At 68.9% G+C, this 24,881-nt stretch carries 22 protein-coding genes; 9 read left to right on the forward strand and 13 right to left on the reverse strand.

The genetic code is table 11. From position 1 onward, the window contains the following. Positions 1-79 precede the first annotated feature (79 nt). Both ABFX36_RS01090 and ABFX36_RS01095 read left to right on the forward strand, forming a co-directional pair. The gene (locus ABFX36_RS01090; RefSeq protein ID WP_006894483.1) at positions 80-2,101 is read left to right on the forward strand and encodes an NAD(+) synthase; all 2,022 of its coding nucleotides are present in this window, start codon (positions 80-82) and stop codon (positions 2,099-2,101) included. A 26-nt stretch (positions 2,102-2,127) separates the two neighbouring features. Further along, on the forward strand, positions 2,128-2,598 hold the full coding sequence (locus tag ABFX36_RS01095) for a heme-binding beta-barrel domain-containing protein (RefSeq protein WP_006894481.1): 471 nt from the start codon (positions 2,128-2,130) through the stop codon (positions 2,596-2,598). A gap of 118 nt (positions 2,599-2,716) precedes the next feature. Here ABFX36_RS01095 and tuf read toward each other — a convergent pair whose 3' ends face one another. From tuf to ABFX36_RS01120, 5 genes are all read right to left on the reverse strand, one after another. Then, the gene (tuf, locus tag ABFX36_RS01100; protein ID WP_006894480.1) at positions 2,717-3,907 is read right to left on the reverse strand and encodes an elongation factor Tu; all 1,191 of its coding nucleotides are present in this window, start codon (positions 3,905-3,907) and stop codon (positions 2,717-2,719) included. Positions 3,908-4,108: 201 nt separating this feature from the next. After that, the gene (gene fusA / locus ABFX36_RS01105; protein WP_006894479.1) at positions 4,109-6,214 is read right to left on the reverse strand and encodes an elongation factor G; all 2,106 of its coding nucleotides are present in this window, start codon (positions 6,212-6,214) and stop codon (positions 4,109-4,111) included. Between the two features lie 96 nt (positions 6,215-6,310). Further along, positions 6,311-6,781 (reverse strand): 30S ribosomal protein S7, encoded by a 471-nt coding sequence (gene rpsG / locus ABFX36_RS01110; RefSeq protein ID WP_006894478.1) that lies wholly within the window; start codon positions 6,779-6,781, stop codon positions 6,311-6,313. A gap of 5 nt (positions 6,782-6,786) precedes the next feature. Further along, complete coding sequence (gene rpsL, locus ABFX36_RS01115) at positions 6,787-7,158, reverse strand: 30S ribosomal protein S12 (RefSeq protein WP_006894477.1); 372 nt, start codon at positions 7,156-7,158, stop codon at positions 6,787-6,789. A gap of 354 nt (positions 7,159-7,512) precedes the next feature. Then, complete coding sequence (locus ABFX36_RS01120; protein ID WP_278126204.1) at positions 7,513-8,190, reverse strand: FadR/GntR family transcriptional regulator; 678 nt, start codon at positions 8,188-8,190, stop codon at positions 7,513-7,515. Positions 8,191-8,246: 56 nt separating this feature from the next. Here ABFX36_RS01120 and ABFX36_RS01125 point away from each other — a divergent pair, with 56 nt between their 5' ends. Further along, a complete protein-coding gene (locus ABFX36_RS01125) occupies positions 8,247-9,500 on the forward strand; it encodes a CynX/NimT family MFS transporter (RefSeq protein ID WP_278126202.1) in 1,254 nt (417 codons plus the stop codon). A gap of 4 nt (positions 9,501-9,504) precedes the next feature. On the opposite strand, the gene ABFX36_RS01130 is transcribed toward ABFX36_RS01125, so the two are convergent. The 5 genes from ABFX36_RS01130 to ABFX36_RS01150 all read right to left on the reverse strand — a co-directional run bounded on the left by ABFX36_RS01130 (position 9,505) and on the right by ABFX36_RS01150 (position 14,266). Continuing rightward, a complete protein-coding gene (locus ABFX36_RS01130) occupies positions 9,505-10,254 on the reverse strand; it encodes an anti-sigma factor (RefSeq protein WP_346074706.1) in 750 nt (249 codons plus the stop codon). Further along, positions 10,247-10,801: an ECF RNA polymerase sigma factor SigK gene (sigK, locus tag ABFX36_RS01135; protein WP_278126199.1), complete on the reverse strand. Its 555-nt coding sequence runs from the start codon at positions 10,799-10,801 to the stop codon at positions 10,247-10,249. Before sigK ends, ABFX36_RS01130 begins: the two co-directional genes overlap by 8 nt. 65 nt (positions 10,802-10,866) lie before the next feature. Further along, entirely contained in the window at positions 10,867-12,201 is a 1,335-nt protein-coding gene (locus tag ABFX36_RS01140; RefSeq protein ID WP_006894472.1) for a class I SAM-dependent methyltransferase, read from the reverse strand. After that, positions 12,198-12,941 (reverse strand): DUF1365 domain-containing protein, encoded by a 744-nt coding sequence (locus ABFX36_RS01145; RefSeq protein ID WP_006894471.1) that lies wholly within the window; start codon positions 12,939-12,941, stop codon positions 12,198-12,200. Before ABFX36_RS01145 ends, ABFX36_RS01140 begins: the two co-directional genes overlap by 4 nt. After that, positions 12,938-14,266 (reverse strand): NAD(P)/FAD-dependent oxidoreductase, encoded by a 1,329-nt coding sequence (locus ABFX36_RS01150; RefSeq protein WP_081598042.1) that lies wholly within the window; start codon positions 14,264-14,266, stop codon positions 12,938-12,940. Before ABFX36_RS01150 ends, ABFX36_RS01145 begins: the two co-directional genes overlap by 4 nt. Positions 14,267-14,331: 65 nt before the next feature. Between ABFX36_RS01150 and ABFX36_RS01155 the strand changes: the two genes are divergently transcribed. Beyond that, on the forward strand, positions 14,332-15,729 hold the full coding sequence (locus ABFX36_RS01155) for a cryptochrome/photolyase family protein (protein WP_346074707.1): 1,398 nt from the start codon (positions 14,332-14,334) through the stop codon (positions 15,727-15,729). 16 nt (positions 15,730-15,745) lie between these two features. Here ABFX36_RS01155 and ABFX36_RS01160 read toward each other — a convergent pair whose 3' ends face one another. Beyond that, positions 15,746-16,411, reverse strand: a complete 666-nt coding sequence (locus tag ABFX36_RS01160) for a fasciclin domain-containing protein (protein WP_006894468.1) — start codon at positions 16,409-16,411, stop codon at positions 15,746-15,748. Between the two features lie 152 nt (positions 16,412-16,563). On the opposite strand from ABFX36_RS01160, the gene ABFX36_RS01165 reads away from it, so the two are divergent. Beyond that, positions 16,564-18,306, forward strand: coding sequence for a cytochrome c biogenesis protein DipZ (locus tag ABFX36_RS01165; protein ID WP_222111187.1), 1,743 nt, complete (start codon positions 16,564-16,566; stop codon positions 18,304-18,306). A 14-nt stretch (positions 18,307-18,320) separates the two neighbouring features. Here the strand turns inward: ABFX36_RS01165 and ABFX36_RS01170 are convergent, their stop codons facing one another. Beyond that, positions 18,321-19,205, reverse strand: a complete 885-nt coding sequence (locus ABFX36_RS01170; RefSeq protein WP_006894466.1) for an exodeoxyribonuclease III — start codon at positions 19,203-19,205, stop codon at positions 18,321-18,323. Between the two features lie 118 nt (positions 19,206-19,323). Between ABFX36_RS01170 and ABFX36_RS01175 the strand changes: the two genes are divergently transcribed. The 3 genes from ABFX36_RS01175 (at position 19,324) to ABFX36_RS01185 (ending at position 23,865) form a co-directional block, all read left to right on the forward strand. Then, complete coding sequence (locus ABFX36_RS01175; RefSeq protein ID WP_346074708.1) at positions 19,324-20,928, forward strand: sigma-54-dependent Fis family transcriptional regulator; 1,605 nt, start codon at positions 19,324-19,326, stop codon at positions 20,926-20,928. A 157-nt stretch (positions 20,929-21,085) separates the two neighbouring features. Beyond that, the gene (locus ABFX36_RS01180; protein WP_006894464.1) at positions 21,086-22,585 is read left to right on the forward strand and encodes an aldehyde dehydrogenase family protein; all 1,500 of its coding nucleotides are present in this window, start codon (positions 21,086-21,088) and stop codon (positions 22,583-22,585) included. A 167-nt stretch (positions 22,586-22,752) separates the two neighbouring features. Further along, a complete protein-coding gene (locus tag ABFX36_RS01185; protein WP_006894463.1) occupies positions 22,753-23,865 on the forward strand; it encodes an NDMA-dependent alcohol dehydrogenase in 1,113 nt (370 codons plus the stop codon). Positions 23,866-23,965: 100 nt separating this feature from the next. Here the strand turns inward: ABFX36_RS01185 and ABFX36_RS01190 are convergent, their stop codons facing one another. Then, entirely contained in the window at positions 23,966-24,466 is a 501-nt protein-coding gene (locus tag ABFX36_RS01190) for a flavin reductase family protein (protein WP_045539621.1), read from the reverse strand. 84 nt (positions 24,467-24,550) lie between these two features. Between ABFX36_RS01190 and ABFX36_RS01195 the strand changes: the two genes are divergently transcribed. Continuing rightward, positions 24,551-24,859 carry a hypothetical protein gene (locus tag ABFX36_RS01195; RefSeq protein ID WP_006894461.1) on the forward strand — a complete coding sequence of 103 codons (309 nt, stop codon included), beginning with the start codon at positions 24,551-24,553 and terminating at the stop codon, positions 24,857-24,859. Positions 24,860-24,881 lie beyond the last annotated feature (22 nt).

The following is a 24,881-nucleotide window of genomic DNA, read 5'->3' on the forward strand; positions in this document are numbered from 1 at the left end:
AGACGTTACGGACACAGACGAGGCGGCCCGCGCCGACTCCCCTCCATCGTGGCACGCAGCGACGCATTAGCCTGAAGGAGTGTCGGTCTACTCACACGGTTTCGCCCGTCTCGCCGCTGCCGTCCCGCAGGTCGCCCTGGCCGACCCGCGTCAGAACGCCTCGCGCACCGTCGAACTGATCCAGCAGGCCCATCGGGAGTCGGTGGCCGTCGTCGCCTTCCCCGAGCTGGGCCTCTGCGGCTACAGCGTCGACGACCTCGTCCAGCAGGATGCATTGCTCGACGAGGTGGAGGCCGCGCTGGCCGCCGTGGTGGCCGCGACCGCTGAGACGACGCCCGTGGTGATCGTCGGCGCTCCGCTGCGGGTGGACGACGCCCTGTACAACTGCGCGATCGTGATCCACGGCGGCCGCGTGCTCGGCGTCGCACCGAAGTCGTACCTGCCCAACTACCGCGAGTTCTACGAGCAGCGCTACTTCGCCGCCGCACGCGACGCGGTCCGCGACACCGCCGTCATCGGCGGACAGCGCGTGCCGTTCGGCGCCGACCTGATCTTCGAAGCAGACGACCTGCCCGGCCTGCGAATCCACGTGGAGGTGTGCGAGGACGGATGGGTGCCGATCCCACCGAGCACCTGGGCCTCGTTCGCCGGGGCCACCGTACTGGTCAACCTCTCGGGCAGCCCGGTCACGGTGGGCAAGCAGGCGTACCGGCGGTCGCTGGTGACCGGCCACTCGGCGCGCTGCATCGCCGCGCAGGTCTACGTCTCGGCCGGCTTCGGCGAGTCGACCACGGACCTGGCCTGGGACGGCGACGCACTGATCGCCGAGAACGGCACCCTGCTGGCGCGCACCGCGGGCTTCTCGATGGAACCGCAGCTGATAGTCAGCGATGTGGACCTCGACCGGCTGCGGCAGGAGCGGTCCCGGATGATCTCCCTGCGCGACCAGGTGGGCGATTTCGCCGAACGCTCGCGGGCGATGCGCCGCATCTCGTTCGACCTCGACGTCCCCGAGACCACCGGGGCTCTGCGCAGGACGGTCGCGCGTTTCCCGTTCGTTCCCGCCGACGCCGCCGACCGAGACGAGCGGTGCCACGACGTGCTGAACATCCAGGTGCAGGGGCTCGTCGCGCGGCTGCGCTCCACCGGAATCGACAAGGTGGTCATCGGCGTCTCCGGCGGTCTCGACTCCACCCTCGCGTTGCTCGTCGCCATCCAGGCCTTCGACGCGATGGGATTGCCGCGCACCAACATCCACGCGTACACGATGCCCGGCTTCGCCACCGGCGGCGCCACCCTGGCGCGCAGCCACGTCCTCATGGACTCGCTCGGCGTCACCGGCAACGAACTCGACATCCGGCCGTCATGCATGCAGATGCTCGCCGACCTGAAGCATCCGTTCGCCGACGGGGAACCGGTCTACGACGTCACCTTCGAGAACGTCCAAGCAGGAGAGCGCACCTCCCACCTCTTCCGGCTGGCCAACCACCTCGGCGGGATCGTGCTGGGCACCGGCGACCTGTCGGAGCTGGCCCTAGGCTGGTGCACCTACGGGGTCGGCGACCAGATGTCGCATTACAACGTCAACGGCAGCGTCCCCAAGACGCTGATCCAGCATCTCATCCGCTGGAAGATCAGCACCGCCCGCTACGGACCCGAGACCGTCAGCACCCTGCAGGAGATCCTCTCCGACGTGATCTCACCGGAGCTCGTGCCCGCCGACGCCGAGGGCAACATCCAGAGCACCGAGGACCACGTCGGCCCGTACGAGCTGCACGACTTCTTCCTCTACTACCTCACGCGGTTCGGCTACCGGCCCAGCAAGATCGCCTACCTCGCCCGGCAGGCGTGGGGCGACCGGAGCCGCGGCGCGTGGTCGGATCTGATGCGCGACGACGAACGCAACGAGTACGACGAGGCCACCATCGACAAGTGGCTGACGGTCTTCTTGAAGCGGTTCATGTCGAGCCAGTTCAAGCGCACCGCGATGCCGAACGGCCCGAAGATCGGGTCGGGTGGATCGCTCTCGCCGCGCGGCGACTGGCGGTCGCCGTCCGACGCACCGTCGTCGTCCTGGCTGCGCGAACTGCACCCGGACTGACCCCGGTCGGGGTCTAACCTGGCAGCATGTCCGATTCACAGCGCAACCCCCTCGGCCCGCTCGCTGCCTTCGCCGGTCTCTGGCGAGGTACCGGCGCCGGACACTATGCGACGATCGACAGCTTCACCTACGACGAGGAGATCGAGCTGTCGCCGAGCGGACGGCCCTTCCTGTTCTATCGATCGCGCACGCGCGCACCGGGCGGCGGCCGCCCGATGCACACCGAGACCGGCTTCCTGCGTCTGGCGGGCAAGCAGCACGCGGAACTGTTGGTGGCGCAGCCGACCGGCTTCGTGGAACTCCAGCGCGCCCCCGCTCACCACGCCGTTCTCGAGTTCGCCCAGCACACTCTGGGCGTCTCCCCCGACGCGAAACAGGTGCACGCGGTGAAACGCCGTTTCGAACTCGCCGGCGACACCCTCACGTACGACCTGTGGATGGCCTACGCCGACGTCCCCGTCTCGCACCATCTGCACGCCGAGCTCCACCGAGCCTGAGGCGGCGCCGACGCCGGTTCGGGTTCGCCGACGAACTCGACGTACGCCTGGAGCCCCCGGAACAGCAGAACGCCCGCCCCGCATCAGCGGGACGGGCGTCCTGAGTCGTCAGACTAGATCACTTGATGATCTTGGTGACGCGGCCGGCACCGACGGTGCGGCCACCCTCGCGGATAGCGAAGCGCAGGCCCTCGTCCATGGCGACCGGCTGGATGAGCTTGACAGTCATCTCGGTGTTGTCGCCCGGCATGACCATCTCGGTGCCCTCGGGGAGGGTCACGACGCCGGTCACGTCCGTGGTGCGGAAGTAGAACTGCGGACGGTAGTTGTTGAAGAACGGGGTGTGACGGCCGCCCTCGTCCTTCGACAGGATGTACGCCTGGCCCTCGAACTCGGTGTGCGGAGTCGTGGTGCCCGGCTTGACGATGACCTGACCGCGCTCGACGTCCTCACGCTTGAGGCCGCGGAGCAGCAGACCCGCGTTGTCGCCGGCCTGAGCCGAATCGAGCAGCTTGTGGAACATCTCGATACCGGTGACGGTGGTCTTGGTGCTCTTCTCGCGGATGCCGACGATCTCGACTTCCTCGTTCACGTTGACCTCGCCGCGCTCCACGCGACCGGTGACGACGGTGCCGCGACCGGTGATGGTGAAGACGTCCTCGACGGGCATCAGGAACGGCTTGTCGGTCTCACGGACCGGGTCCGGGATCGACTCGTCGACAGCGGCCATCAGGTCCTGGATGGACTTGACCCACTTCTCCTCGCCCTCGAGCGCCTTCAGCGCCGAGATCGGGACCACCGGAGCGTCCTCGTCGAACTCCTGGGCGGCCAGCAGTTCGCGGACCTCCATCTCGACGAGCTCCATGATCTCCTCGTCGTCGACCATGTCGGCCTTGTTCAGTGCGACGAGGATGTAGGGGACGCCGACCTGGCGAGCCAGCAGCACGTGCTCGCGGGTCTGCGGCATCGGGCCGTCGGTGGCAGCCACGACCAGGATCGCGCCGTCCATCTGAGCGGCGCCGGTGATCATGTTCTTGATGTAGTCGGCGTGACCCGGAGCGTCGACGTGAGCGTAGTGACGCTTCTCCGTCTGGTACTCGACGTGGGAGATGTTGATCGTGATACCACGAGCCTTCTCCTCAGGCGCCTTGTCGATCTGATCGAAAGCGAAGCTCTCGTTCAGGTCCGGGTACTGGTCGGCGAGCACCTTGGTGATGGCCGCCGTGGTGGTGGTCTTGCCGTGGTCGACGTGACCGATGGTGCCGATGTTCACGTGCGGCTTGGTCCGCTCGAACTTCGCCTTCGCCACTTGTGTCCTCCTGGACTGTTGCTGCCGGGTGGTTCCCAGCAGTGGGTTTCTTACTTCCTGCCGTCGGCAGGAGCGGTCTTGCTGAACCGGTGTCCGGCCGGCCCGGCGTCGTGCCGGGACCTGGCCGTCCACCTTATTCGTTTGTGCGCGCGGATTCGATAGCCGACCCCGGCGCGAGGTCCGCCAAGGCGGAGGGCGAGATCACTCGCCCGTTGCCTTCGCGATGATCTCCTTCGACACGTTCGCCGGAACTTCAGCGTACGAGTCGAAAACCATGGAGTAGTTAGCCCGGCCCTGAGTCTTCGACCGCAGGTCTCCGATGTAGCCGAACATCTCCGACAGCGGCACCTGAGCCTTGACGACTCGTGCACCGCTGCGCTCCTCCATGGCCTGGATCTGGCCACGGCGGGAGTTCAGGTCGCCGATGACGTCGCCCATGTAGTCCTCCGGAGTCGTGACCTCGACGGCCATGATCGGCTCCAGGATGACGGGCTGAGCCATCTTCGCAGCCTCCTTGAGGGCCTGCGAACCGGCGATCTTGAAGGCCATCTCCGACGAGTCGACGTCATGGTACTGACCGTCGAGGAGGGTGACCTTCAGGTTGACCAGCGGGTAGCCGGCCAGAACGCCGTACTGCATCGCGTCCTGCGCACCGGCATCCACCGAGGGGATGTACTCGCGCGGGACACGACCGCCGGTGACGGCGTTCGCGAACTCGTAGGTCGCGCCGTCCTCGGCGTCGACCAGCGGCTCGAGCTTGATGATGACCTTCGCGAACTGACCCGAGCCACCCGTCTGCTTCTTGTGGGTGAACTCGTGCTTCTCGACGGTCTTGCGGATCGTCTCACGGTAGGCGACCTGCGGCTTGCCGACGTTGGCCTCGACCTTGAACTCGCGCTTCATGCGGTCGACCAGGATGTCGAGGTGGAGCTCGCCCATGCCGCCGATGACGGTCTGGCCGGTCTCCTCGTCCAGGTTCACCGAGAAGGTCGGATCCTCTTCGGCGAGCTTCTGGATCGCGGTGCCCAGCTTCTCCTGGTCGGACTTGGTCTTCGGCTCGATCGAGACGTTGATGACCGGGTCCGGGAAGGTCATCGACTCGAGGACGATGGGGTTCGCCGGATCGCACAGGGTGTCACCGGTCGTGGTGTCCTTGAGGCCGATCATCGCGTAGATGTGGCCGGCCACCGCGTCGTCGACCGGGTTCTCCTTGTTGGCGTGCATCTGGAAGAGCTTGCCGATGCGCTCCTTCTTGCCCTTGGTCGCGTTCATGACCTGGGTGCCCGGCTCCACACGGCCCGAGTACACGCGGACGAAGGTGAGCTTGCCGAAGAACGGGTGCGCGGCGATCTTGAACGCCAGTGCCGAGAACGGCTCGTCCTTGCTGGGCTTGCGGGAGATGATCTCTTCCTCGTTGCCCACGACGTGGCCCTCGATCTCGCCGATGTCCAGCGGGTTCGGGAGGTAGTCGATGACGGCGTCGAGCATGGGCTGCACGCCCTTGTTCTTGAACGCCGAGCCGCACAGCACGGGGTAGATCTCGGAGTTGATCGTCATCTTGCGGATGGCGCCCTTGATCTCGTCGATCGTGAGCTCTTCGCCGGCGAAGTACTTCTCCATGAGAGCTTCGTCCGACTCGGCGACCGTCTCGAGCAGCTTCTCGCGGTACTCGGCGGCCTTGTCGGCCAGATCCGCGGGGATCTCCTCGATGGTCGGCTCGGCGCCGATCTCGACGGTTCCGCGCCAGGTGATGGCCTTCATCTCGAGCAGGTCGACGACGCCGTCGAAGGCATCCTCGGCACCGATCGGGAGCTGCATGACCAGCGGCTTCGCGCCCAGGCGATCGATGATCGTCTGCACGGTGAAGTAGAAGTCCGCGCCCATCTTGTCCATCTTGTTGACGAAGCAGATGCGGGGGACGTCGTACTTGGTGGCCTGGCGCCAGACCTGCTCGGACTGCGGCTCGACGCCCTCCTTGCCGTCGAAGACGGCGACGGCGCCGTCGAGGACGCGGAGCGCGCGCTCCACCTCGACGGTGAAGTCGACGTGACCGGGCGTGTCGATGACGTTGATCTGGTTGTTGTTCCAGAAGCAGGTCACGGCGGCGGAGGTGATGGTGATACCACGCTCCTTCTCCTGCTCCATCCAGTCGGTGGTCGACGCGCCGTCGTGGGTCTCACCGATCTTGTAGTTCACACCGGTGTAGTAGAGGATGCGCTCGGTGGTCGTGGTCTTGCCGGCATCGATGTGCGCCATGATGCCGATGTTGCGGACCTTGGTGAGGTCGTTGAGCACTTCCTGTGCCATTAGGTTCCCTTCGGGAAGTTTTTGGAACTGAGTCTGTCAGTGTGCGACGCATCGGACCGGGCTCGCGTGCGCATCCCCCGGTCCGATGCGGCAGCCTCACCAGCGGTAGTGAGCGAAGGCGCGGTTGGCTTCGGCCATCTTGTGAGTGTCCTCGCGACGCTTCACCGATGCACCGAGACCGTTCGAGGCGTCGAGCAGCTCGTTGGCCAGACGCTCCACCATGGTCTTCTCGCGACGCTGACGGCTGAAGGTGACCAGCCAGCGCAGCGCGAGGGTGTTGGCGCGGCCCGGCTTCACCTCGACCGGAACCTGGTAGGTGGCGCCACCGACGCGACGGCTCTTGACCTCGAGGGTGGGCTTGACGTTGTCGAGCGCACGCTTGAGGGTGACGACCGGATCGGTGCCGGTCTTCTCACGGGCCTGCTCGAGGGCTTCGTACACGATGCGCTCGGCGGTCGACTTCTTGCCGTCCAGCAGGATCTTATTGACGAGCTGGGTGACGAGCGGCGAACCGTAGACGGGGTCGCTGATCAGGGGGCGCTTGGGAGCGGGTCCTTTACGTGGCATTTAGATCAGTTCCCCTTCTTGGCGCCGTAACGGCTGCGAGCCTGCTTGCGGTCCTTGACACCCTGGGTGTCGAGCGAGCCGCGAATGATGCGGTAACGAACACCCGGGAGGTCCTTCACACGACCGCCGCGGACGAGCACCATCGAGTGCTCCTGCAGGTTGTGGCCCTCACCGGGGATGTAGGCGGTGACCTCGACGCCACTGGTCAGGCGCACACGGGCGACCTTTCGCAGAGCGGAGTTCGGCTTCTTCGGGGTGGTGGTGTACACGCGGGTGCACACGCCGCGGCGCTGCGGGCTGCCCTTCAGGGCAGCCGTCTTCTTGGCGGACGTCTTGTCCTTGCGGCCCTTGCGGACCAGCTGGTTAATGGTTGGCACTGAGTTCTTTCTCCTTGAGGACCGGCTCCCGCCGGGCCTTGTTCGTATTCGTTGCGGTTGGTGCTCCGGGCAAGCGGTCCGCCACGCTCACGCGTGGACAGATACTTCCGCAACTCGCCCCACCTGCACGTCTATGCAGGTCAGGTTCGAATCGTGCACCCGTTGTCGGGCGTGTCGCACGCCCTACGCCGATCCACGACTCCGCCCTCTCGGCGCCCGCTCGGACGCCGGAAGGTGAGCAGCACCCAGCTTGGCAAGGCGCCGACGAAATACTTTACCGCCCGGATTTACCACGGTCAAAATGATTGACACCACTGCGCGAACCGCACCGAAACAGTTCACTACCGGCGCCGATCATCCGGATTCGCCGACGCGGGTGAGCAACTGCCGAGCGGCCGCCCGGGCGCCGTCCACATCCCCGCCGATCACCGCCTCGACGACCTCGACGTGGAGCGCCTCGTACGACCTGTGCGCGCCGATACCGTGTTCGGCGATCGACTCTCGCAGCGCCGGCAGCAACGAGTCGTAGAACTCGAGATACACCTCGTTGTGGCTGGCGGCGACGATGGCGCGGTGCAGGTGCGCATCGGCCTCGACCGCTGCCGAGTGTACGGACTCGGCAGCGTCGGCGCCGTCCCAGAACCCATTGCGCTGCGCCAGCAGTCGACGCAGCGCGGCGATGTCATCGTCGTCCCGACGGCGGGCGGCCAGTCCGGCCGCGGTCACCTCCAGCGCCTCGCGCAGTTCCAGGAGGTCTTGCCGCCGGGCCGCGGCGAAGAAGTCACCGAGCGCCACCTCCTGCTCATCGGTGGCGATGACGTAGGTCCCCGACCCCTGCCTGCGCTCCAGCAGCCCCGCGTGCACCAACGCCTGCACTGCTTCGCGCACGGTGTTCCGCGCGGTACCGGTCATCTCACACAGCGCGGGCTCGGTGGGAATGCGCTCACCCACCTGCCAGCGGCCGGCGGCGATCTCGTTTCTCAGTTGCTGCGTCACCTGCGCGATGAGACTCTGACGCTTCACTGTCTGCACTCCTGCAGTCTAAATCACTTTGCCTCAATACAACCATTCATCCTACGATTTAGGCCATGGTCACCGATTCCGCGACAACCGCCGCACCATTCCGAACCCCGATCGGGGCCTGGCGCGGCCGCGTCATGGTCCTGGTCGCGATCGTGCTCTTCTCGCTCAGCCTCCGCACGGCCGTCACCTCGATCACGCCGCTGCTCGCGCGGATCTCCGACGACCTCGGCTTCGGCCACACCGTCAGCGGTCTGCTCGGCATGCTGCCGACGCTGATGTTCGGTCTGGCCGGCGTCTTCGCCCCCGCCCTCGGCCGGCGTTTCGGCATCGAGCAGACCACGCTGGCCGCGGTGATCCTCACCGGAGTCGGCATCGCCAGCCGTCCCTTCGTCGGCGGCGTCGCGGCGCTGCTCATCCTGTCCGGTGTCGCACTCTTCGGCATGGGAGTCGGCAACATCCTCATCCCGCCCCTGGTGAAGCGCTATTTCAGCGACAAGATCGCGCTCGTCAGCACGGTGTACATCACCTTCGTGCAGATCGGCACCGCGCTGCCCGCCGCGATGGCCGTGCCGGTCGCGGACGCGGCGGGCTGGCGGACCTCGCTCGCGATGTGGGCACTGGTCCCCCTCGCCGCGCTGCTCCCCTGGATGTGGGTGGTGCGCGAACGACGGGCCACCGTCCGCGCCGAGGCCGATCTGCCAGACGAGGCGCGTCCCGCGGTCGACGAGGCCGCGCGACTGCCGGTCTGGCGAAGCAGCATGGCCTGGGGTCTCACCCTGATGTTCGGCATGACCTCGTTGATGACCTACTCGATGTTCACCTGGCTGCCCGAGGTGCTCAGCGACGCCGGGGGCAGCGAATCACTCGGTGGTGCGATGGTCGCGCTGTTCTCCGGGATCGGGTTCGCGGGCACGCTGGTGGCGCCGGTCCTGTGTGCCCGGTTCGCCAATCCGTTCCCGTTCGCCCTGGGCTTCGCGGCCTGCTGGCTGGCGGGCTTCGCGGGGCTGCTGTGGGCGCCGCTGGCAGCGCCGTGGCTGTGGGCCGTCCTGATCGGCATCGGGCCCACCACCTTCCCGATGGCGCTGACGCTGATCAACCTGCGCAGCCGCACCAGCACCGGGTCGTCGTCGCTGTCCGGATTCGGCCAGGGCGTCGGCTACCTGCTGGCATGCGCCGGGCCGATGCTGTTCGGGGTCCTGCACGACGCCACACATTCATGGACCGTCCCGTTCGGCTTCCTCACCGCCACCGTCGTGGTGATGCTGTGCGGCGCCTGGGTGATCTGCCGTCCCCGGTACCTGGAGGACCAGCTCGGCTGAGCGATCAGCTCAGAGGCAGTTCCGCGACCGGGGCGCTGATCAGCTTGTCGGGCGTCGCGGCGTCGCCGACGGTGAATGCGACCGCGGTGGCACCGTGCATGTCGGTGATGACCGCGGTGGTCGACGGCGCGACGTCCGCGGCCGACATCGTTCCGGCGAGCTTCGGCCCGCTCGGCCCCATCAGCCACATCTGATAGATCGTGCCCGGCTCGGGGCGCGGCACGTCGTTCATCACCAGCACGCCCTCGCCGGTGGACGGCGAATACGTGACCGAGGCCTTGCCGCCCGCGACGGTTCCGGTGGTGGTGCGGACGTCGGGTGCGGCGAAGATCTGCTCGGCCTGCGAGGGCTCGGCCGGCTGCGACCGGTCGGCGAGCGTGTAGCCGACGACGCCGCCGCCGATCCCCAGGACCACCGCGGCCGCGGCGGCCACCCACGCATAGCGGATGCGCCGCGACGGCGGCTCGGGGTCGGCGACCGTCGGCTCGGGTTCATGCACCGGCGCCGTCTGCTCCTGGCCCGAGACTCCGTCGAGGACGCGGTCGCGCAACGCGGCCGGCGGCGGTGTGGCCGTCGCCTCGCTGATTCCGGCGAGTGCTTCGCGCACCGCCCTGAGCTCCGCCTCGAAGATCTGTCGGTCGCCGTCCTCGGCGCTCCCCACGATCCGCGTGATCCGGGCGCGCTCCACGTCGTCGACCGCGTCGAGGGCGATGAGCGCGGCGAGTTCACGCAGGTAGTCCGGGTCTTCACTCACCGCCCAAACACCCCCTCAGCCTCTTCAGTCCGTCTTTGATGCGGCTCTTGACCGTCGGCAACGGCACCGTGAGCCGTTCGGCCACCTCGCGATAGGTGAAGCCCTCGTAGAACGCCAGACTCACCGCCTGAGCCTGCAGTGCGGTGAGGGCGCCGAGGCACTCGCGCGCCCGCCGCCCGTTCTCCCGGGAGAGCACCTCCTCCTCGACGCCCGCGGTGATCTCGACCAGTTCGCGAACGCCGTACCGGGTGTCGCGGTCGGACGCCGATCGCTCCGACCGCACCCGGTCGACGGCCCGCCGGTGAGCGATGGTCAGCAGCCACGACACGGCGCTGCCGCGATCCGGCCGGAAATTCCGGGCCTCGCGCCACACCTGGAGGTACACCTCCTGCGTCACTTCCTCGCTGTACCCCTGATCGCGCAGCACCCGCAGCACCATCCCGTACACCCGCGCGCTGGTGCGGTCGTAGAGGTCGGCGAAAGCACCGCGATCTCCGGACGCGACGAGGCCGAGCAGGTCCTCCAGTTGTGCGCCGCCCGCGGTCATTGGCGGACCGCAGGCGAGTCGGCGTGTGTCATCGCACGCCAGCCTAGCCGTCGCGAGCGGCGCGATCATGACGATCGCGTCCCCGCGGGCGCCGTCTTGTCGAATCGGAGCTGGTACACGTCCAGGTAGCCGGACCGGAAGCCGGCTTCGGAGTAGGCGAGGTAGAAGGTCCACATCCGCTTGAACACCGCGTCGAAGCCGAGCCGGCCGACCGCCTCGTCCGCGGACCGGAAACGCTCCCGCCACAGATGCAGGGTCCGTGCGTAGTGCAGGCCCATCGCGAACTCCCCGGCGGGCCGGAGGGCGGTGCCGCGGGTCGCGACCTCGCGCAGGGCCTCGATCGACGGCAGCCGCCCGCCCGGGAAGATGTACTTGTGCACCCAGGTGTAGGTGCCCTCCGAGGCCAGCATCCGCCGGTGCGGCATCGTGATCACCTGAAGGGCGGCGCGACCGCCGTCCACCAGCAGCCGGTCGAGGGTCTGGAAGTAGACGGGCCAGTACTCACGCCCCACCGCCTCCAGCATCTCCACCGAGACGACGGCGTCGTACCGGCCGCGCACGAGCCGATAGTCGAGCAGGTCGATGCGGACGCGGTCGGCCACGCCCGCCTCGGCCACGCGCCGCAGCGCCAGGTCTCGCTGTTCTGCCGACAGCGTCACCGAGTGGACGAACGCCCCGCGCCGGGCCGCTCGCAGACACAGTTCGCCCCACCCGGTCCCGATCTCCAGCAGACGGGTTCCCGGCCCCACGCCCGCGGCGTCGAGCAGCCGGTCGATCTTGGCGCGCTGTGCGTCCGCGAGGTCGGACCACTGCGCGCGTTCCGCGTCGCGGTCGGTGCCGAAGAAGGCGCTCGAGTAGGTGAGCGTCTCATCGAGGAAGGCGGCGAAGAGATCGTTGGAGAGGTCGTAGTGGCGGGCGATGTTCGACCGCGTGTTGGCCAGGGAGTTCTCCTCGTCCGCGGGATGCCGCGGCAGTACCGAGGAACGCAGGCGCTGCAGCGACGCGGGCACCAGATCGGCCACGTCGGCCGCGAACGCGCTGAGCACCCCGACGAGGTCGTCGGTGGTCCACTCCCCCGCCATGAACGCCTCGCCGAAGCCGATCAGCCCGGAAGCGCCCAGACGGGCGAAGAACGACTCCGGGTCACGGACGATCATTCTCGGCACCATCCGGCCGTCGAGCCGGCCGATGCGGCTCCCGTCGGGGAACTCGACGGCGATCGGCAGTCTCGCCGCGGCCCGCCGGAAGAGCCGTTCCGCGGCGAAGGCGCGCAGCCCGGACATGCGGGCGTGCGGCGGCGCGGACACATCCGGCCAGCGCACCGGGTCGATCCGCGGGATGCGGTCGCGGCGGCCGGTGTGCCGGGAATCGTCGGTGCGACGGCTGTCGTCGGTCGTCATCGTGAACGCTCCTTCGTGTCGGGGTGAGGTCGGGGCTCCACGCGCAGGCCGCGGCACCACAGCCGGATCCCGTGGAGGCGGATGCGGGCCGCGACGACCCACGGGGCGAGCGGGGTGCGCAGCTGTGCGCGCACCACCGCGGCCGGAGTCGCCGGTTCCGCGCGTCCGGTGAGGGTCGCGGTGAATCGGCTGCGGCCCGGTCGCTCGAGGACCACGCTGAGCCGGATCCGGCCGTCGGCGCCGGGCTCGGGCAAGACGAGTCGATAACGTCCGGACACGTCGTTGAACGGTGAGACGTAGAACTCCTTGTCGACCTCGGCCCGTCCCGCGCCGTCGGTGCGCACCAGATAGCAGTGCCTCTGGCCGTATGTGTTGTGAACCTCGGCGATCACGTACCGGAGGCGACCGTCGCGGTCGTGGCACCAGAACACCGACAGCGGATTGAAGACGTACCCGGCCACGCGCGGCGAGAGCAGAGCGATGACCGCGCCGTCGGCCCGCGGGGCTCCGACGGAGTCGGTGTACGACTCCAGTCGCCCCCGCAGGGTCTCGCCGGCCGCGGCGGGCGACGGAAAGTGGTCCTCGGGCCGGAAGCGGGCGGCCCAGCGGAGTCCCCGTGGCAGGCGCGGCAGGCGGTCGATGTCCACGAGCCAGCTCAGGCTCCGGTGCGCGAACCGATGGTCCACCGGTTCGCGGCGGATGTGGCTGATGCGGGTGTGGACCAGTGCGGGCGCCGTCATCGTCGCACCGCCGTCCGTGTCGTCCTGAAGTGCGCCGCGGCCCGGGCACCCGAGGCGGCGCCGTCCTCGTGGAAGCCCCAACCGTGATAGGCACCGGCGAAAGCGATTCGGTCCGTATCGATCTCGGGCAGCCGCTGCTGGGCTGCCACCGAACCGGCGTCGTAGACGGGATGCTCGTAGTCCATCTCCGCGAGGATCGTCGCCGGGTCGACCAGATCGGTCCGTCCCATGGTGACCAGATACCGCGGCCCGCCGCGCCCCTGCGACAACCTCATCAGCCGGGTGAGGTCGTAGGTCACGGCGACCGCCGAACCGTCGGCCCGGATCTGGTAGTTCCAGGACGCCCGGGCGCGCACGGCGGTCGGCAGCAGCGTCTCGTCGGTGTGCAGGACCGCCGGCTTGGCGCTGTAGCCGATGGCGCCGAGCACCTCGGTCTGCAGCCGGGTCGGCGACCGGAGCATGGCCAGCGCCTGATGCGGGTGAGTGGCGATCACCGCGCCGTCGAAGGTCTCGGATGTCCCGTTCGCGGTGACGACGACCCCGCCGGGCTCGTCGGCGACCGCGGTGACCGGGGCTCCGCACCGGGTGCGACCTCCGCGCGCCTCGACGCGATCGGCGATCGCCCGAACATAGACGGCCGATCCGCCGACGACTGTGCGCCAGACCGGCGAACCGTACACCGAGAGCATGCCGTGGTGGTCGAGGAAGGTGAAGAGGTAGCGGGCCGGGTATTCCGCGGCCGTCTCCGCGTCGCACGACCACACGGCCGCCACCAGCGGCAGCAGGAAGTTGTCGCGGAAGTACGACGACAGCCTCGTCCGCTCGACGAACTCCCCGAGCCGGCAGTCGTCGTCGGCAGTGGCCAGCAGGCGGCGCGCCGACCGGTGGAACCGGACCACTTCGAGGAGCATCAGCAGGTAGCGTCCGCGAAGCGCGGTACGCCACGTCGGAAACAGCCCCGCGAAGCCCAGCGCACCGGCGTATTCCAGTCCCGTCGCCTGCGAGCGGACCGACATCGACATGTCGGTGTCCCGGGTGGCGACACCGAGTTCCTCGAACAGGCGAAGGAGCGTCGGGTACGTGCGGTCGTTGTGGACGATGAATCCCGAATCGACTGCGACCCGCGTTCCGTCCGCCTCCGATATCCGATGCGTGTGCGCGTGGCCGCCCAACCGGTCGTCGGCTTCGAAGAGGGTGACCCGATGGCGTTCCGACAACCGGAGCGCGGCGGTCAGTCCCGCGACTCCGCCGCCCACGACGGCGATGCGGGAGGGTTCGGCGAAATTCGGCGCTGCGAAGGTTCCACTGTCAGTCACACCAGGCATTCGGAGTCGGCCGACGCGCGGATGGGTCGAGGCGGGACCGGCCCGGCACGGCGCACACTGGTCGGGTGAACGCTCCCGCGATCGTCTGGTTCCGCCGCGACCTGCGGCTCACCGACCTGCCCACACTGCTCGCCGCCGCCGACCGTGCGAACGCGGCGCTGGCTGTCTTCGTGATCGACGACAGACTGCGGCGACCCTCCGGTGCGCCGCGTCTGGCATTCCTCGCGGATTGCCTGCGCGCCCTCGACGCCGACCTGGGCGGCCGCCTGCTGCTCACCCACGGTGAGCCGGCGGCCGTGATCGCCGATCTGGCCACCCGGATCGGCGCGGCGTCGGTGCATATCAGCGAAGACTTCGGGCCGTACGGCCGGATGCGCGACGACGCCGTCGAAGCGGCGCTGGGCGCCGTGCCACTGGTGCGGACAGGTTCGCCGTACGCCGTCTCGCCCGGCCGACTCCGGACCAAGGCGGGCGGGCCGTACCGGGTGTTCACCCCGTACCGCCGCGCCTGGCTCGACCACGGCTGGCATTCTCCGGCACGCACCGATGCCGGAACGCTCGACTGGATCGACCCAGACGGTCTGGGTGAGCGTCTGGATTTCGACGCCCTCGCCGAGCGGACATCCGTCGACCTGCCACCCGCGGGTGAGGCGGCCGCACTGCGGCGCTGGCGGCGCTTCCAGCAGGACGCCGAGCGCGGCCTCGACCGGTACTCGGACGATCGCGACCGTCCCGACCTCGACGCGACCACCCGATTGTCGCCGTATCTGAAGTTCGGTTGCGTGCACCCGCGGACGCTGCTGCACGATCTGCGCGGACGCGGTGACGCGGGAGCCGTCGCGCTCCGCAGCGAGCTCGCCTGGCGCGACTTCTACGCCGACGTCCTGCATCGGCGCCCGGACACCGCGCGCGCCAACTATCACGCCGCGTTCGATACCCTGGAGTACCACAGCGGGCCCGACGCGGACGCCGCCTTCGACGCGTGGTGTGCGGGCCGTACCGGGTATCCGATCGTCGACGCGGGTATGCGTCAGCTGCTGGCCGAGGGCTGGATGCACAACCGGGTGCGAATGATCGTCGCCTCGTTCCTGACGAAAGACCTGCATCTGCCCTGGTGGCGGGGTGCCCGACACTTCATGAAGCACCTCGTGGACGGCGACCTCGCCTCCAATCAGCACGGATGGCAGTGGACCGCGGGCTGCGGCACCGACGCGGCGCCGTTCTTCCGGATCTTCAACCCGGTTTCGCAGGGTGAGCGGTTCGACCCGGACGGCGACTACGTCCGGCGCTGGGTGCCCGAACTCCGCGGCATCGCGGGCCGGGCCGTTCACCGGCCGTGGCTGCTCGCCGGGGACGGGGACGCGGTGCTGCCGCTGTCGCCGTCTCCGGCGAGCTATCCGCCGCCGATGGTCGATCACCGGGCCGAGCGGGAGGTCGCGCTGGCCCGGTATCACCGGCTCTGAGACCGGCCGGCGCGGATCAGGGCTTGGCGGGCGGCATGAGCACCTGGTCGATCAGGTACACGGTCGCGTTCGCGGTGTGGACTCCGCCGCAGATCACGCTCGCGCCGTCGACCTTCAGATCGTCGCCGCTGCCGGTCACGTCCACGGTGTCGCCCTGAACCGTCTTGTGGACGCCGTCGACCTGGTCGGGACTCAGCTGGCCCGGCACCACGTGGTAGGTCAGCAGACTGGTCAGGCCCGCCGAGTCGGTCTTGAGCGAGTCGATCGTGGCCGGATCGACCTTCGCGAAGGCGTCGTCGACCGGGGCGAACACGGTGAACTCACCGCCGTTGAGGGTGTCGACCAGGTTCACCTTCGGGTTGAGGCCGCCGGACACCGCCGAGGTGAGCGTGGTCAGCATCGGATTGTTCGACGCGGCGACGGCTACCGGTTCGGTGGACATGCCGGTCACCGACCCGGGACCGGTGGGCACCTTCTCGGCGTAGGCCGCGCAGCCGGGACCCACCAGATCCGCGGCCGGATCGGCCTTCATCGTCTGCGAACTCATCGCGGTCGTCGGCATGGCGTCCGTGGTCGACGTACTCGTCGAGTCGTCGCTCGAACACGCGGTCATGGTGCCCGCGACTGCGAGGGCGAAGCCCATCGCCGCAACCTTGGCACCCATGGTCTTGCTGGTTCTCATCGACTGCTCCTTCTCGTCGAACGCCGACGGGCGCCGGCGTCGTCATCAGTGACATGGGTCATTCGGCGCCCTCCGGATTTCGGATGGGCCGGTTGTCCGGCGGTGCCGCCGGGCCGACCCATCCGGGCCGTCGACGCCACCGAATACCGGTCATGAACACAGTGATCGCGATCGGTTTCGTCGGCGGACTCATCACCGGCATCTCGCCGTGCATCCTTCCGGTGCTGCCGGTCCTGTTCCTCTCCGGCGCGCAGAACGCCCGCGGCCCGGAGGAGACCGAACAGCCGTCCCAGGGACGACCGGACCGCAGACGGCGGTTCGCCGAGAGCGCGCGGCCGTACCTGGTGATCGCCGGGCTGGTCGTGAGCTTCTCCGCGGTGACGCTCGTCGGGTCGAGCCTGCTGTCGCTGCTGCACCTGCCGCAGGACACCATCCGGTGGATCGGGTTGGCAGCGCTGGTCTCGATCGGACTCGGCTTGATCTTTCCGCCCGTCGAACGGCTCCTGGAGAAGCCCTTCGCCCGGCTGCCGCAGCGGCCGGTGGCCCGCGGGCGGTCCGGATTCGGGCTCGGGCTGGCACTGGGTGTGCTCTACGTTCCGTGCGCCGGTCCGGTGCTCGCGGCCATCGTGGTCGCCGGTGCGACGGGATCGATCGGGCTCTCCACGGTGGCGCTGACGTTGTCCTTCGCGGTGGGTTCGACGCTCCCGCTGCTGGTGTTCGCGCTGGCCGGTCGGCGGATCGCCGAACGGGTGAGCGCCTTCCGGCGCAGGCAACGGCTGATCCGCGTGATCGGCGGACTGGTGACGATCGGCCTCGCCGTCGGCTTGGTCTTCGACGCCCCGGCCGCGCTCCAGCGGGCGATCCCCGACTACACCGGGTCCCTGCAGGACTCGGTGGGCGGCACCGACGATCTCAATCGCCGGCTCGATCTCGGAGGCATCGTCACCGACGCGAATCGCGAACTCTCGAACTGCACCGACGGAGCCGATCGTCTGCAGAGCTGCGGTACGGCGCCGCCGCTGACCGGTATCACCGACTGGTTCAACACCCCCGGCGACCACGCTCTGCCGCTGTCACAACTGCGCGGAAAAGTGGTCCTCATCGACTTCTGGGCGTACTCGTGCATCAACTGCCAGCGATCCATTCCGCACGTCGTGGACTGGTATCGCACGTATCGCGACAGCGGGTTGGAGGTGATCGGGGTCCACACCCCGGAGTACGCCTTCGAGAAGGTGCCGTCGAACGTCGTCGCCGCGGCCGAACGCCTGGGCATCGACTACCCGATAGCGCTCGATCCGGCGTTCTCGACCTGGACCGGCTACCGCAACAGCTACTGGCCGGCCCAGTACCTCATCGACTCCACCGGAGTGGTGCGGCACATCGAGTTCGGTGAAGGCGGGTACGCGACGTCGGAGCGGATGATCCGCGACTTGCTCGCCGACGCCCGGCCCGACAGCACGCTACCGCCGCCCACCGAGCGCGCCGACACCACGCCGACCGAGCCGACCACGGCGGAGACGTACCTCGGGATCGGCAAGGCCGGGAACTACGCGGGTCCCACCCCCTATTCGGCAGGCACCGCGGACTTCGACTTTCCGGAGAGCCCGGCCCCCGACTCCTTCGCCCTGCGCGGCCGGTGGACGCTCGACCGTCAGGGTGCCACCGCGCGTCGCGATGCGGCGATCTCGCTGAACTACCGTGCGCGCAACGTGTACGTCGTCGCCGGCGGGACGGGGACGATCACCGTGAGACGCGACGACGGCTCCTCCTCGACGATCCCCATCAGCGGACCGCCGACCCTCCATCAGATCGTCGACGGGACCGGCAGTCGGCGAGGGCGGCTCGAACTGGCACCGTCCCCCGGGCTCGAGGTCTTCTCGTTCACCTACGGCTGAGAACCCGAGAGCCCTCAGTCGGCCACCGAGTGCGGCAGCTTCACCGACCCCGGCTTCACCTGTGCCGGACGCGAAGGCGGCGGGACCACCGGACCCACGTCGCCGTCAGGCGCGGTGTCCAGATCCAGGAACACCGGTGCGTGGTCGCTGGGCTTGGTGCCCTTGCGGGCCTTGCGGTCCACCCAGCAGGCCTGGGCGCGCGCGGCCACCGGGCCTCCGGCCAGCAGGAAGTCGATCCGCATGCCGAGATCCTTGTGGAACATTCCGGCACGGTAGTCCCAGTAGGTGTAGATCCGTTCGCTGGGCCAGTGCTCCCGCATCACGTCGTGCAGACCGGCGCCTTTCAGCGCCTCGAACGCCGCACGCTCGGCGTCGGTGACATGCGTGTGACCGACGAAGGCCGCCGGATCGAAGCAGTCGTCGTCGGTCGGGATGATGTTGTAGTCGCCGCAGACGACGGTCGAATCCGCCTCCGGTTCGACGGCCTCCCGCAACTTCGCGAGCCACGCCAGTTTGTACGCGTAGTGGTCGGAGCCGACCTCGCGGCCGTTGGGGACGTACACCGAGTACACGCGCACCCCGTCGCACACCGCCGAGACCGCCCGCCCTTCCGGAGCCGACTCGGGGTCGGGAAAACCGGGTGCGCCGGGGAATGCGATCCGGACGTCGTCGAGCCCCACCCTGCTCAGCAGCGCCACGCCGTTCCACTGTCCCTGCCCCGCGTGGGCGAACTCGTAGCCGCGTGCGGCGAGTTCGTCACCCAGTTCGGCCGCGAACGCCTCGTCGGTGACCTTGGTCTCCTGCAGGCACACCACGTCGGGCGACCGCTCGTCCAGCCACGGCAGCAGCCGGGGCACTCGCTGTCTCACCGAGTTCACATTCCAGGTCGCCACTCGCATGCGACCAACCGTAGCCGGGACGGCGCACGGCGACGCGGACCGCCCGGCGCGATCGAGTGCGACCGAGTGCGATCGCCCGGACCTACCGATCGCGCATGATCCATGTCACAGTGGTGTCGTGACCACCCCACTTCCCCAGCGTGACGTGATCGCCGCGTCCTGGCGTCGCGTCACCCAGTCCGGCCTGTCCCCCGACTCGCCGTTCCGGCCGGCCGTCCGCGACATCGCCGACGACCGGTTGCTCGACGCCGCGCGGCCGGTGCTCGCGCGGGCCGCATCGATGCTCAGCGGCACCACCACGGCGCTGTTGCTGGTGGATCAGGACTGCCGCATGGTCTCGCGCGTCTCGGCCGACAGCACACTGGAGCGGCATCTGGAGTCGGTGGGCGCCGTCGAGGGCGCCGCCTGCGACGAGTCTCGGATGGGCACCACCGCGCTGGGCACCACCGTCGAGGTGCGCGGCGACGTGGTCATCAACGGATCCGAGCACTACCTGGAGCAGTTCCGGTCGCTGAGTTGCTTCGGCCGGCCGATCGTACACCCGGCCACCCGCCGCGTCGCAGGCGCGATCTGCATGACCGAGGTGGCCCCGCAGATCAACCCGCTGTCGGTGCCGTTGGTGCGCGGGCTCGTCGACGACATCGCCGAACGGCTCCTGAACCGCACGCACGCCGACCATCGTGCCGTGATCGCCGCGTTCGAGAAGACCTCGTCGCGCCGCGATGTCGCGGTCGCCGCGGTCGGCGACGACCTGCAGCTCACCAACGCCCTGGCCGCCCAGTTGCTCGGCTCCGCCGACTTCGGGTCGCTCCGCGCGATGCTCCACGACCGCTCCGAGCGGCGCCGGACCATCACCCTGGTGTCCGGCATCGAGGCCGACATCGAGATCGACCGAGTCGACGGCGTACGGCACGCCGCCGTATTCCGCCTGCGTCCCCGCGTCGGGCATCGGACACCCGCCGATCCGGTGCCGCGCGCCGCCGCGGCGTCGGTCGCGATCTGCGGCGAGCCCGGCACGGGCCGGACCACCGAGGCGCAGTCGTTGATCCCCGACGATCGCCGGGTGCGACTCGACGTCGCCGCGGCCCTGCTCGACGGCACGCCTCCGGATGTCGCGGCGGCGATCCGGGAGGCCCGTTCCGCGGGCCACGGTCTCGTCGTCGACGGCGCCGATCTCCTCGACGATCGCTCGATCCGCCTGCTGCAGGCGGCGATAGCCACCCATCGGCCCGATCTCCCGCCGATCGTCGTCGTCTGCGAGCCGGTCACCGGCGGCGCCGCGGGCCTCGCCGCGCTCGTGGGCTGCTGCCGCACCCGCGTCACCCTGCCGCCGCTGCGGCAGCGCACCAGCGAGATCGTCTCCCTGGCCCAGCGGATGCTGGAGCGCTGCGACCGCCGCCTGGAACTCGGTCCGGACGCCGCAGACGCGCTGGCCTGCCAGGAGTGGCCGGGCAACCTGACCGAGATGTCGGTGGTGCTCGGTGCCGCGGCCGAGACGACCCTGGCGCGCGGCGGCAGGCAACTCACCGCCGCCGACCTCCCGGAGGGCTACCGCGGCAGTTCCCGCGCCTCCCGTCTGATGGGTCTGGAGCAGGCCGAACGCCAGGCCATCATCGATGCGCTCGACGCCGCAGACGGCAACAAATCGCATGCCGCCAAGGCGCTCGGCGTCTCCCGCACCACCCTGTACGCCCGGATCCGGGCGCTGGGTATCTCCCGCTGACACGGCGCGTACCCGGTCCGTGTACAGGCCGTGTCCACCGGCACTGTTCAGTTTCTGCACACGGCGGGCTCGCGGCGGCATGTGACAAATGAGGGGCACTCATTCAGTGGCGCGCATCACACGGTGCGCGACGTGCCCATCTCGTCAGGAGGCTTCCATGACCGCCACCCTCAATTCGGCCCTTCATCCGGCCGTAGCCGATTTCGTGTCCCGCGACCGCCAGTTGCTGATCGGCGGCCAGTGGGTCGACGCGGCGTCGGGCCGCACTTTCGCGACCCACGACCCGGCCACCGGCGAGGTGATCACCCGGGTGGCGCACGGTGAGGCGGCCGACGTCGATCGCGCCGTGGCCGCGGCGCGCGCCGCATACGAGGGCCCGTGGGGCCGGATGAAGCCGAACGAACGGGAACGCCTGATCTGGCGGGTCGGCGACATCCTCTCCGAGCGAGCCGAGATCTTCGGGCAGCTGGAGGCGCTCGACAACGGCAAGTCGGTCACCATCGCGACAGCGGTCGACGTCTCCTGGTCGGCGGACGTGTGGCGTTACAACGCCGGGCTCGCCACCAAGATCAAGGGCTCGTCGATCACCCCGTCGATGCCGTTCGCCGGTCCGGACGCCCAGTTCCACGCCTACACCCGACGTGAGTCGCTGGGCGTGTGCGGCCAGATCGTCCCGTGGAACTTCCCCATCCTGATGGCCACGTGGAAGCTCGCTCCGGCGCTCGCTGCCGGAAACACCGTGGTCCTCAAGCCTGCCGAGCAGACGCCCCTGAGTGCGCTGATGCTGGGCGAGGTCTTCGAGGAGGCCGGCTTCCCGCCCGGCGTGGTCAACATCGTCACCGGATTCGGCGACGCAGGCGCCGCGCTGTCGGCGCACCTCGACGTCGACAAGGTCGCCTTCACCGGGTCTACCGAAGTCGGTAAGAAGATCGTCCAGGCCGCGACCGGCAATCTCAAGAAGGTGTCGCTGGAACTCGGCGGCAAGAGCCCCAACATCGTCTTCGCCGACGCGGACATCGAGTCGGCCGTCGCCGGTTCGGTCGCGGCGTGGATGTTCAACCACGGTCAGTGCTGCGTCGCGGGCACCCGGTTGTTCGTGCAGCGCAGCATCTTCGACGAGTTCACGCAGGCTGTCGCCGACGCCGCGTCGCAGGCCAAGATCGGCCCCGGTCTCGATCCGACCACCGAACTCGGACCGCTCGTCTCGCAGGAGCAGTTCGATCGGGTCAACAGCTACATCCAGCAGGGCCTGGCAGACGGGGCACGCGCTCTCACCGGCGGCGGCCGCTGGGGCGACAAGGGCTACTTCATCGAACCGACCGTCTTCGTGGACGTGAAGCCGGAGTTCTCGATCGTGGAGGAGGAGATCTTCGGCCCCGTCGTCGCCGCCCTGCCGTTCGACGACGAGGACGACGTCGCCCGTGCTGCCAACGACTCGATCTACGGACTCGCCGCGGGAATCTGGACCAAGGACATCTCGAAGGCGCACCGCACCGCCGCGGCGGTGAAGGCCGGATCGGTGTGGGTCAACCAGTACAACGGCTTCGACACCGCCCTCCCCTTCGGCGGTTTCAAGCAGTCCGGCTGGGGCCGCGAACTGGGCGACTCCGCCCTGGACCTCTACACCCAGACCAAGTCCGTCAACATCGCCCTCTGACTCGCGCGGGCGTCCCCGCCCAGGCCCTCCCTCCACCCGCTGGTTGAGCGACTCCCCTCCGCCCGCCAGTTGAGCGAGTCCCCCACAGGCCAGTTGAGCGAGCGCAGCGAGTCGAAACCAACAACCCACTCACCAACCCCACCCAACCAACCCTTAAGGAACCCACCATGAAGACCAAAGCCGCCGTACTCCTCGAGCCCGGCAAGCCCTTCGAGATCATGGAACTCGACCTCGACGGCCCCGGCCCGGGCGAGGTCCTCATCAAGTACACCGCCGCAGGCCTCTGCCACTCCGACCTCCACCTCACCGACGGCGACCTCCCGCCCCGCTACCCCATCGTCGGTGGTCACGAGGGCTCCGGAATCATCGAGGAGGTGGGCCCCGGCGTCACCAAGGTGAAGCCCGGCGACCACGTGGTGTGCAGCTTCATCCCGAACTGCGGCACCTGTCGCTACTGCTCCACGGGCCGGCAGAACCTGTGCGACATGGGCGCCACCATCCTCGAGGGCTCCATGCCCGACGGCACCTTCCGCTTTCACGGGAACGGCCAGGACTTCGGCGCCATGTGCATGCTCGGCACGTTCTCCGAGCGTGCCACCATCTCGCAGCACTCGGTCGTCAAGGTCGACGACTGGCTGCCGCTGGAGACCGCTGTCCTCGTCGGCTGCGGCGTCCCCTCCGGTTGGGGCACAGCGGTCAACGCGGGCAATCTGCGCGCGGGCGACACCGCCGTCATCTACGGCATCGGCGGCCTCGGCATCAATGCGGTTCAGGGCGCGGTCAGCGCGGGCTGCAAGTACGTGGTCGTCGTCGACCCGGTGGAGATGAAGCGCACCGAGGCGCTGAAGTTCGGCGCCACGCACGCCTTCGCGACCGCCGAGGAGGCGCAGGAGAAGGTGACCGAGCTGACCTGGGGCAAGGGCGCCGACGCCGCCCTCATCCTGGTCGGTACCGTCGACGTCCCGGTGGTCCAGGCGGCCACCGCTGTCATCGGCAAGGGCGGCAAGGTGGTCATCACCGGTCTGGCCGACCCCGCCAAGCTCACCGTCCAGGTCTCGGGTGCGGATCTGACGCTGAACCAGAAGACGATCATGGGCACGCTCTTCGGTTCGATGAATCCGCAGTACGACATCGTGAAGCTGCTGCGCCTGTACGACGCCGGTCAGCTGAAGCTCGACGAGCTGGTGACCCAGCGTTACTCACTGGAGGACGTCAATCAGGGCTACCAGGATCTGCGCGACGGGAAGAACATCCGCGGCGTGATCATGCACGAGTCGTAGGCCTCGTCCCCCCGAACTCCGCGGGCTCATCGGTGATCGACACCGGTGGGCCCGCGGTTTCCATTCGCCGGTCGCCAGGAGGATGTCCTCCCGCCGTGCGTCAGGCCGGGTGCCCCGGTTCGAGGTCGTCGACGTCGGCCAGTCCCGCCAAGCCTCCGCGCCCGCCGGCCGACCCGCCGCCGGCGACCGGAGCGAGGACGTGGCACGTGTGGTCGCCGACGTCGTGCCGAGCCAGCACTCGGCCGACGAACCAGGCCTCGGCGTCGGACAGGATCGGCACGCCGTGCGGTCCCGGAACCCATCGACAGCGCTCGAACTTGTCGACCTCGTCCCCGGTCTCTCCGCCGAACAGTCGCACCAGATCCAGGTGCTCGCGGGAGACCACGTGCACACCGAGGTGACCGGTCGCCGCGGCGATGGGATAGGTGTGGTTCTGTCGCGAGATCCCGGCCACGAACCGCTCCGGTTCAATACTCATCTGCGCGGCGAAACCCACCAGGCAACCCGCTCGGCGACCGTCGGCGGCTGCCGTCACCAGGTAGACGGATGAGTCGATCGAGGCCATCATCGCTTCGAAACCGCGCACCGGACCGTCGTCCATGCCCGCCCCTTCTGCTCGCGCGTGGCCGTTACCCGGCCACCACGACCGACCCTACGCCGCGGCGGGCCCGACTACGCTCTGTGCATGTCCGGCACCCGCGCGCAGCCGACCCGAGAGGAACAGGCTGCGGTTCTGAAGGAGTCCATCTATCTCGTCTTCGCGACGCTCTCGGTGACGCTGGCGATCCGAGCGCACGGGGACGTGAGCGCCCCCGCCGCGCTGGCCACCCTCGCCGTGACGCTCGGAGGCACGGTGCTCGCCGTCTTCACCGCAGACGTCCTCGCTCACACGGTGGTCCACGGCGTGATGATGAGCCGTCACGAGTTCGCGCACGCCGTGCGGACGAGTTTCGGCGCACTGTCGTCGGTGACGCTGCCCTTTGTGTTCCTCTGAGTCAGCCTGATCACCGGCTGGG

It is taken from the genome of Gordonia cholesterolivorans (assembly GCF_039531975.1).
In the GTDB taxonomy this organism is placed as follows: Bacteria; Actinomycetota; Actinomycetes; order Mycobacteriales; family Mycobacteriaceae; genus Gordonia; species Gordonia sihwensis.

What these genes read in the sequence shown, in the direction of transcription:
- ABFX36_RS01190 (WP_045539621.1), bottom strand. Translation starts at nt 24,466, where the DNA reads ATGGACGACGGTCCGGTGCGCGGTTTCGAAGCGATGATGGCCTCGATC.
- ABFX36_RS01170 (WP_006894466.1), bottom strand. Translation starts at nt 19,205, where the DNA reads ATGCGAGTGGCGACCTGGAATGTGAACTCGGTGAGACAGCGAGTGCCC.
- rpsG (WP_006894478.1), bottom strand. Translation starts at nt 6,781, where the DNA reads ATGCCACGTAAAGGACCCGCTCCCAAGCGCCCCCTGATCAGCGACCCC.
- ABFX36_RS01160 (WP_006894468.1), bottom strand. Translation starts at nt 16,411, where the DNA reads ATGAGAACCAGCAAGACCATGGGTGCCAAGGTTGCGGCGATGGGCTTC.
- ABFX36_RS01180 (WP_006894464.1), top strand. Translation starts at nt 21,086, where the DNA reads ATGACCGCCACCCTCAATTCGGCCCTTCATCCGGCCGTAGCCGATTTC.
- ABFX36_RS01095 (WP_006894481.1), top strand. Translation starts at nt 2,128, where the DNA reads ATGTCCGATTCACAGCGCAACCCCCTCGGCCCGCTCGCTGCCTTCGCC.
- sigK (WP_278126199.1), bottom strand. Translation starts at nt 10,801, where the DNA reads ATGACCGCGGGCGGCGCACAACTGGAGGACCTGCTCGGCCTCGTCGCG.
- ABFX36_RS01145 (WP_006894471.1), bottom strand. Translation starts at nt 12,941, where the DNA reads ATGACGGCGCCCGCACTGGTCCACACCCGCATCAGCCACATCCGCCGC.
- ABFX36_RS01195 (WP_006894461.1), top strand. Translation starts at nt 24,551, where the DNA reads ATGTCCGGCACCCGCGCGCAGCCGACCCGAGAGGAACAGGCTGCGGTT.
- ABFX36_RS01140 (WP_006894472.1), bottom strand. Translation starts at nt 12,201, where the DNA reads ATGACGACCGACGACAGCCGTCGCACCGACGATTCCCGGCACACCGGC.
- ABFX36_RS01185 (WP_006894463.1), top strand. Translation starts at nt 22,753, where the DNA reads ATGAAGACCAAAGCCGCCGTACTCCTCGAGCCCGGCAAGCCCTTCGAG.
- ABFX36_RS01165 (WP_222111187.1), top strand. Translation starts at nt 16,564, where the DNA reads ATGAACACAGTGATCGCGATCGGTTTCGTCGGCGGACTCATCACCGGC.
- ABFX36_RS01125 (WP_278126202.1), top strand. Translation starts at nt 8,247, where the DNA reads ATGGTCACCGATTCCGCGACAACCGCCGCACCATTCCGAACCCCGATC.
- ABFX36_RS01150 (WP_081598042.1), bottom strand. Translation starts at nt 14,266, where the DNA reads ATGCCTGGTGTGACTGACAGTGGAACCTTCGCAGCGCCGAATTTCGCC.
- fusA (WP_006894479.1), bottom strand. Translation starts at nt 6,214, where the DNA reads ATGGCACAGGAAGTGCTCAACGACCTCACCAAGGTCCGCAACATCGGC.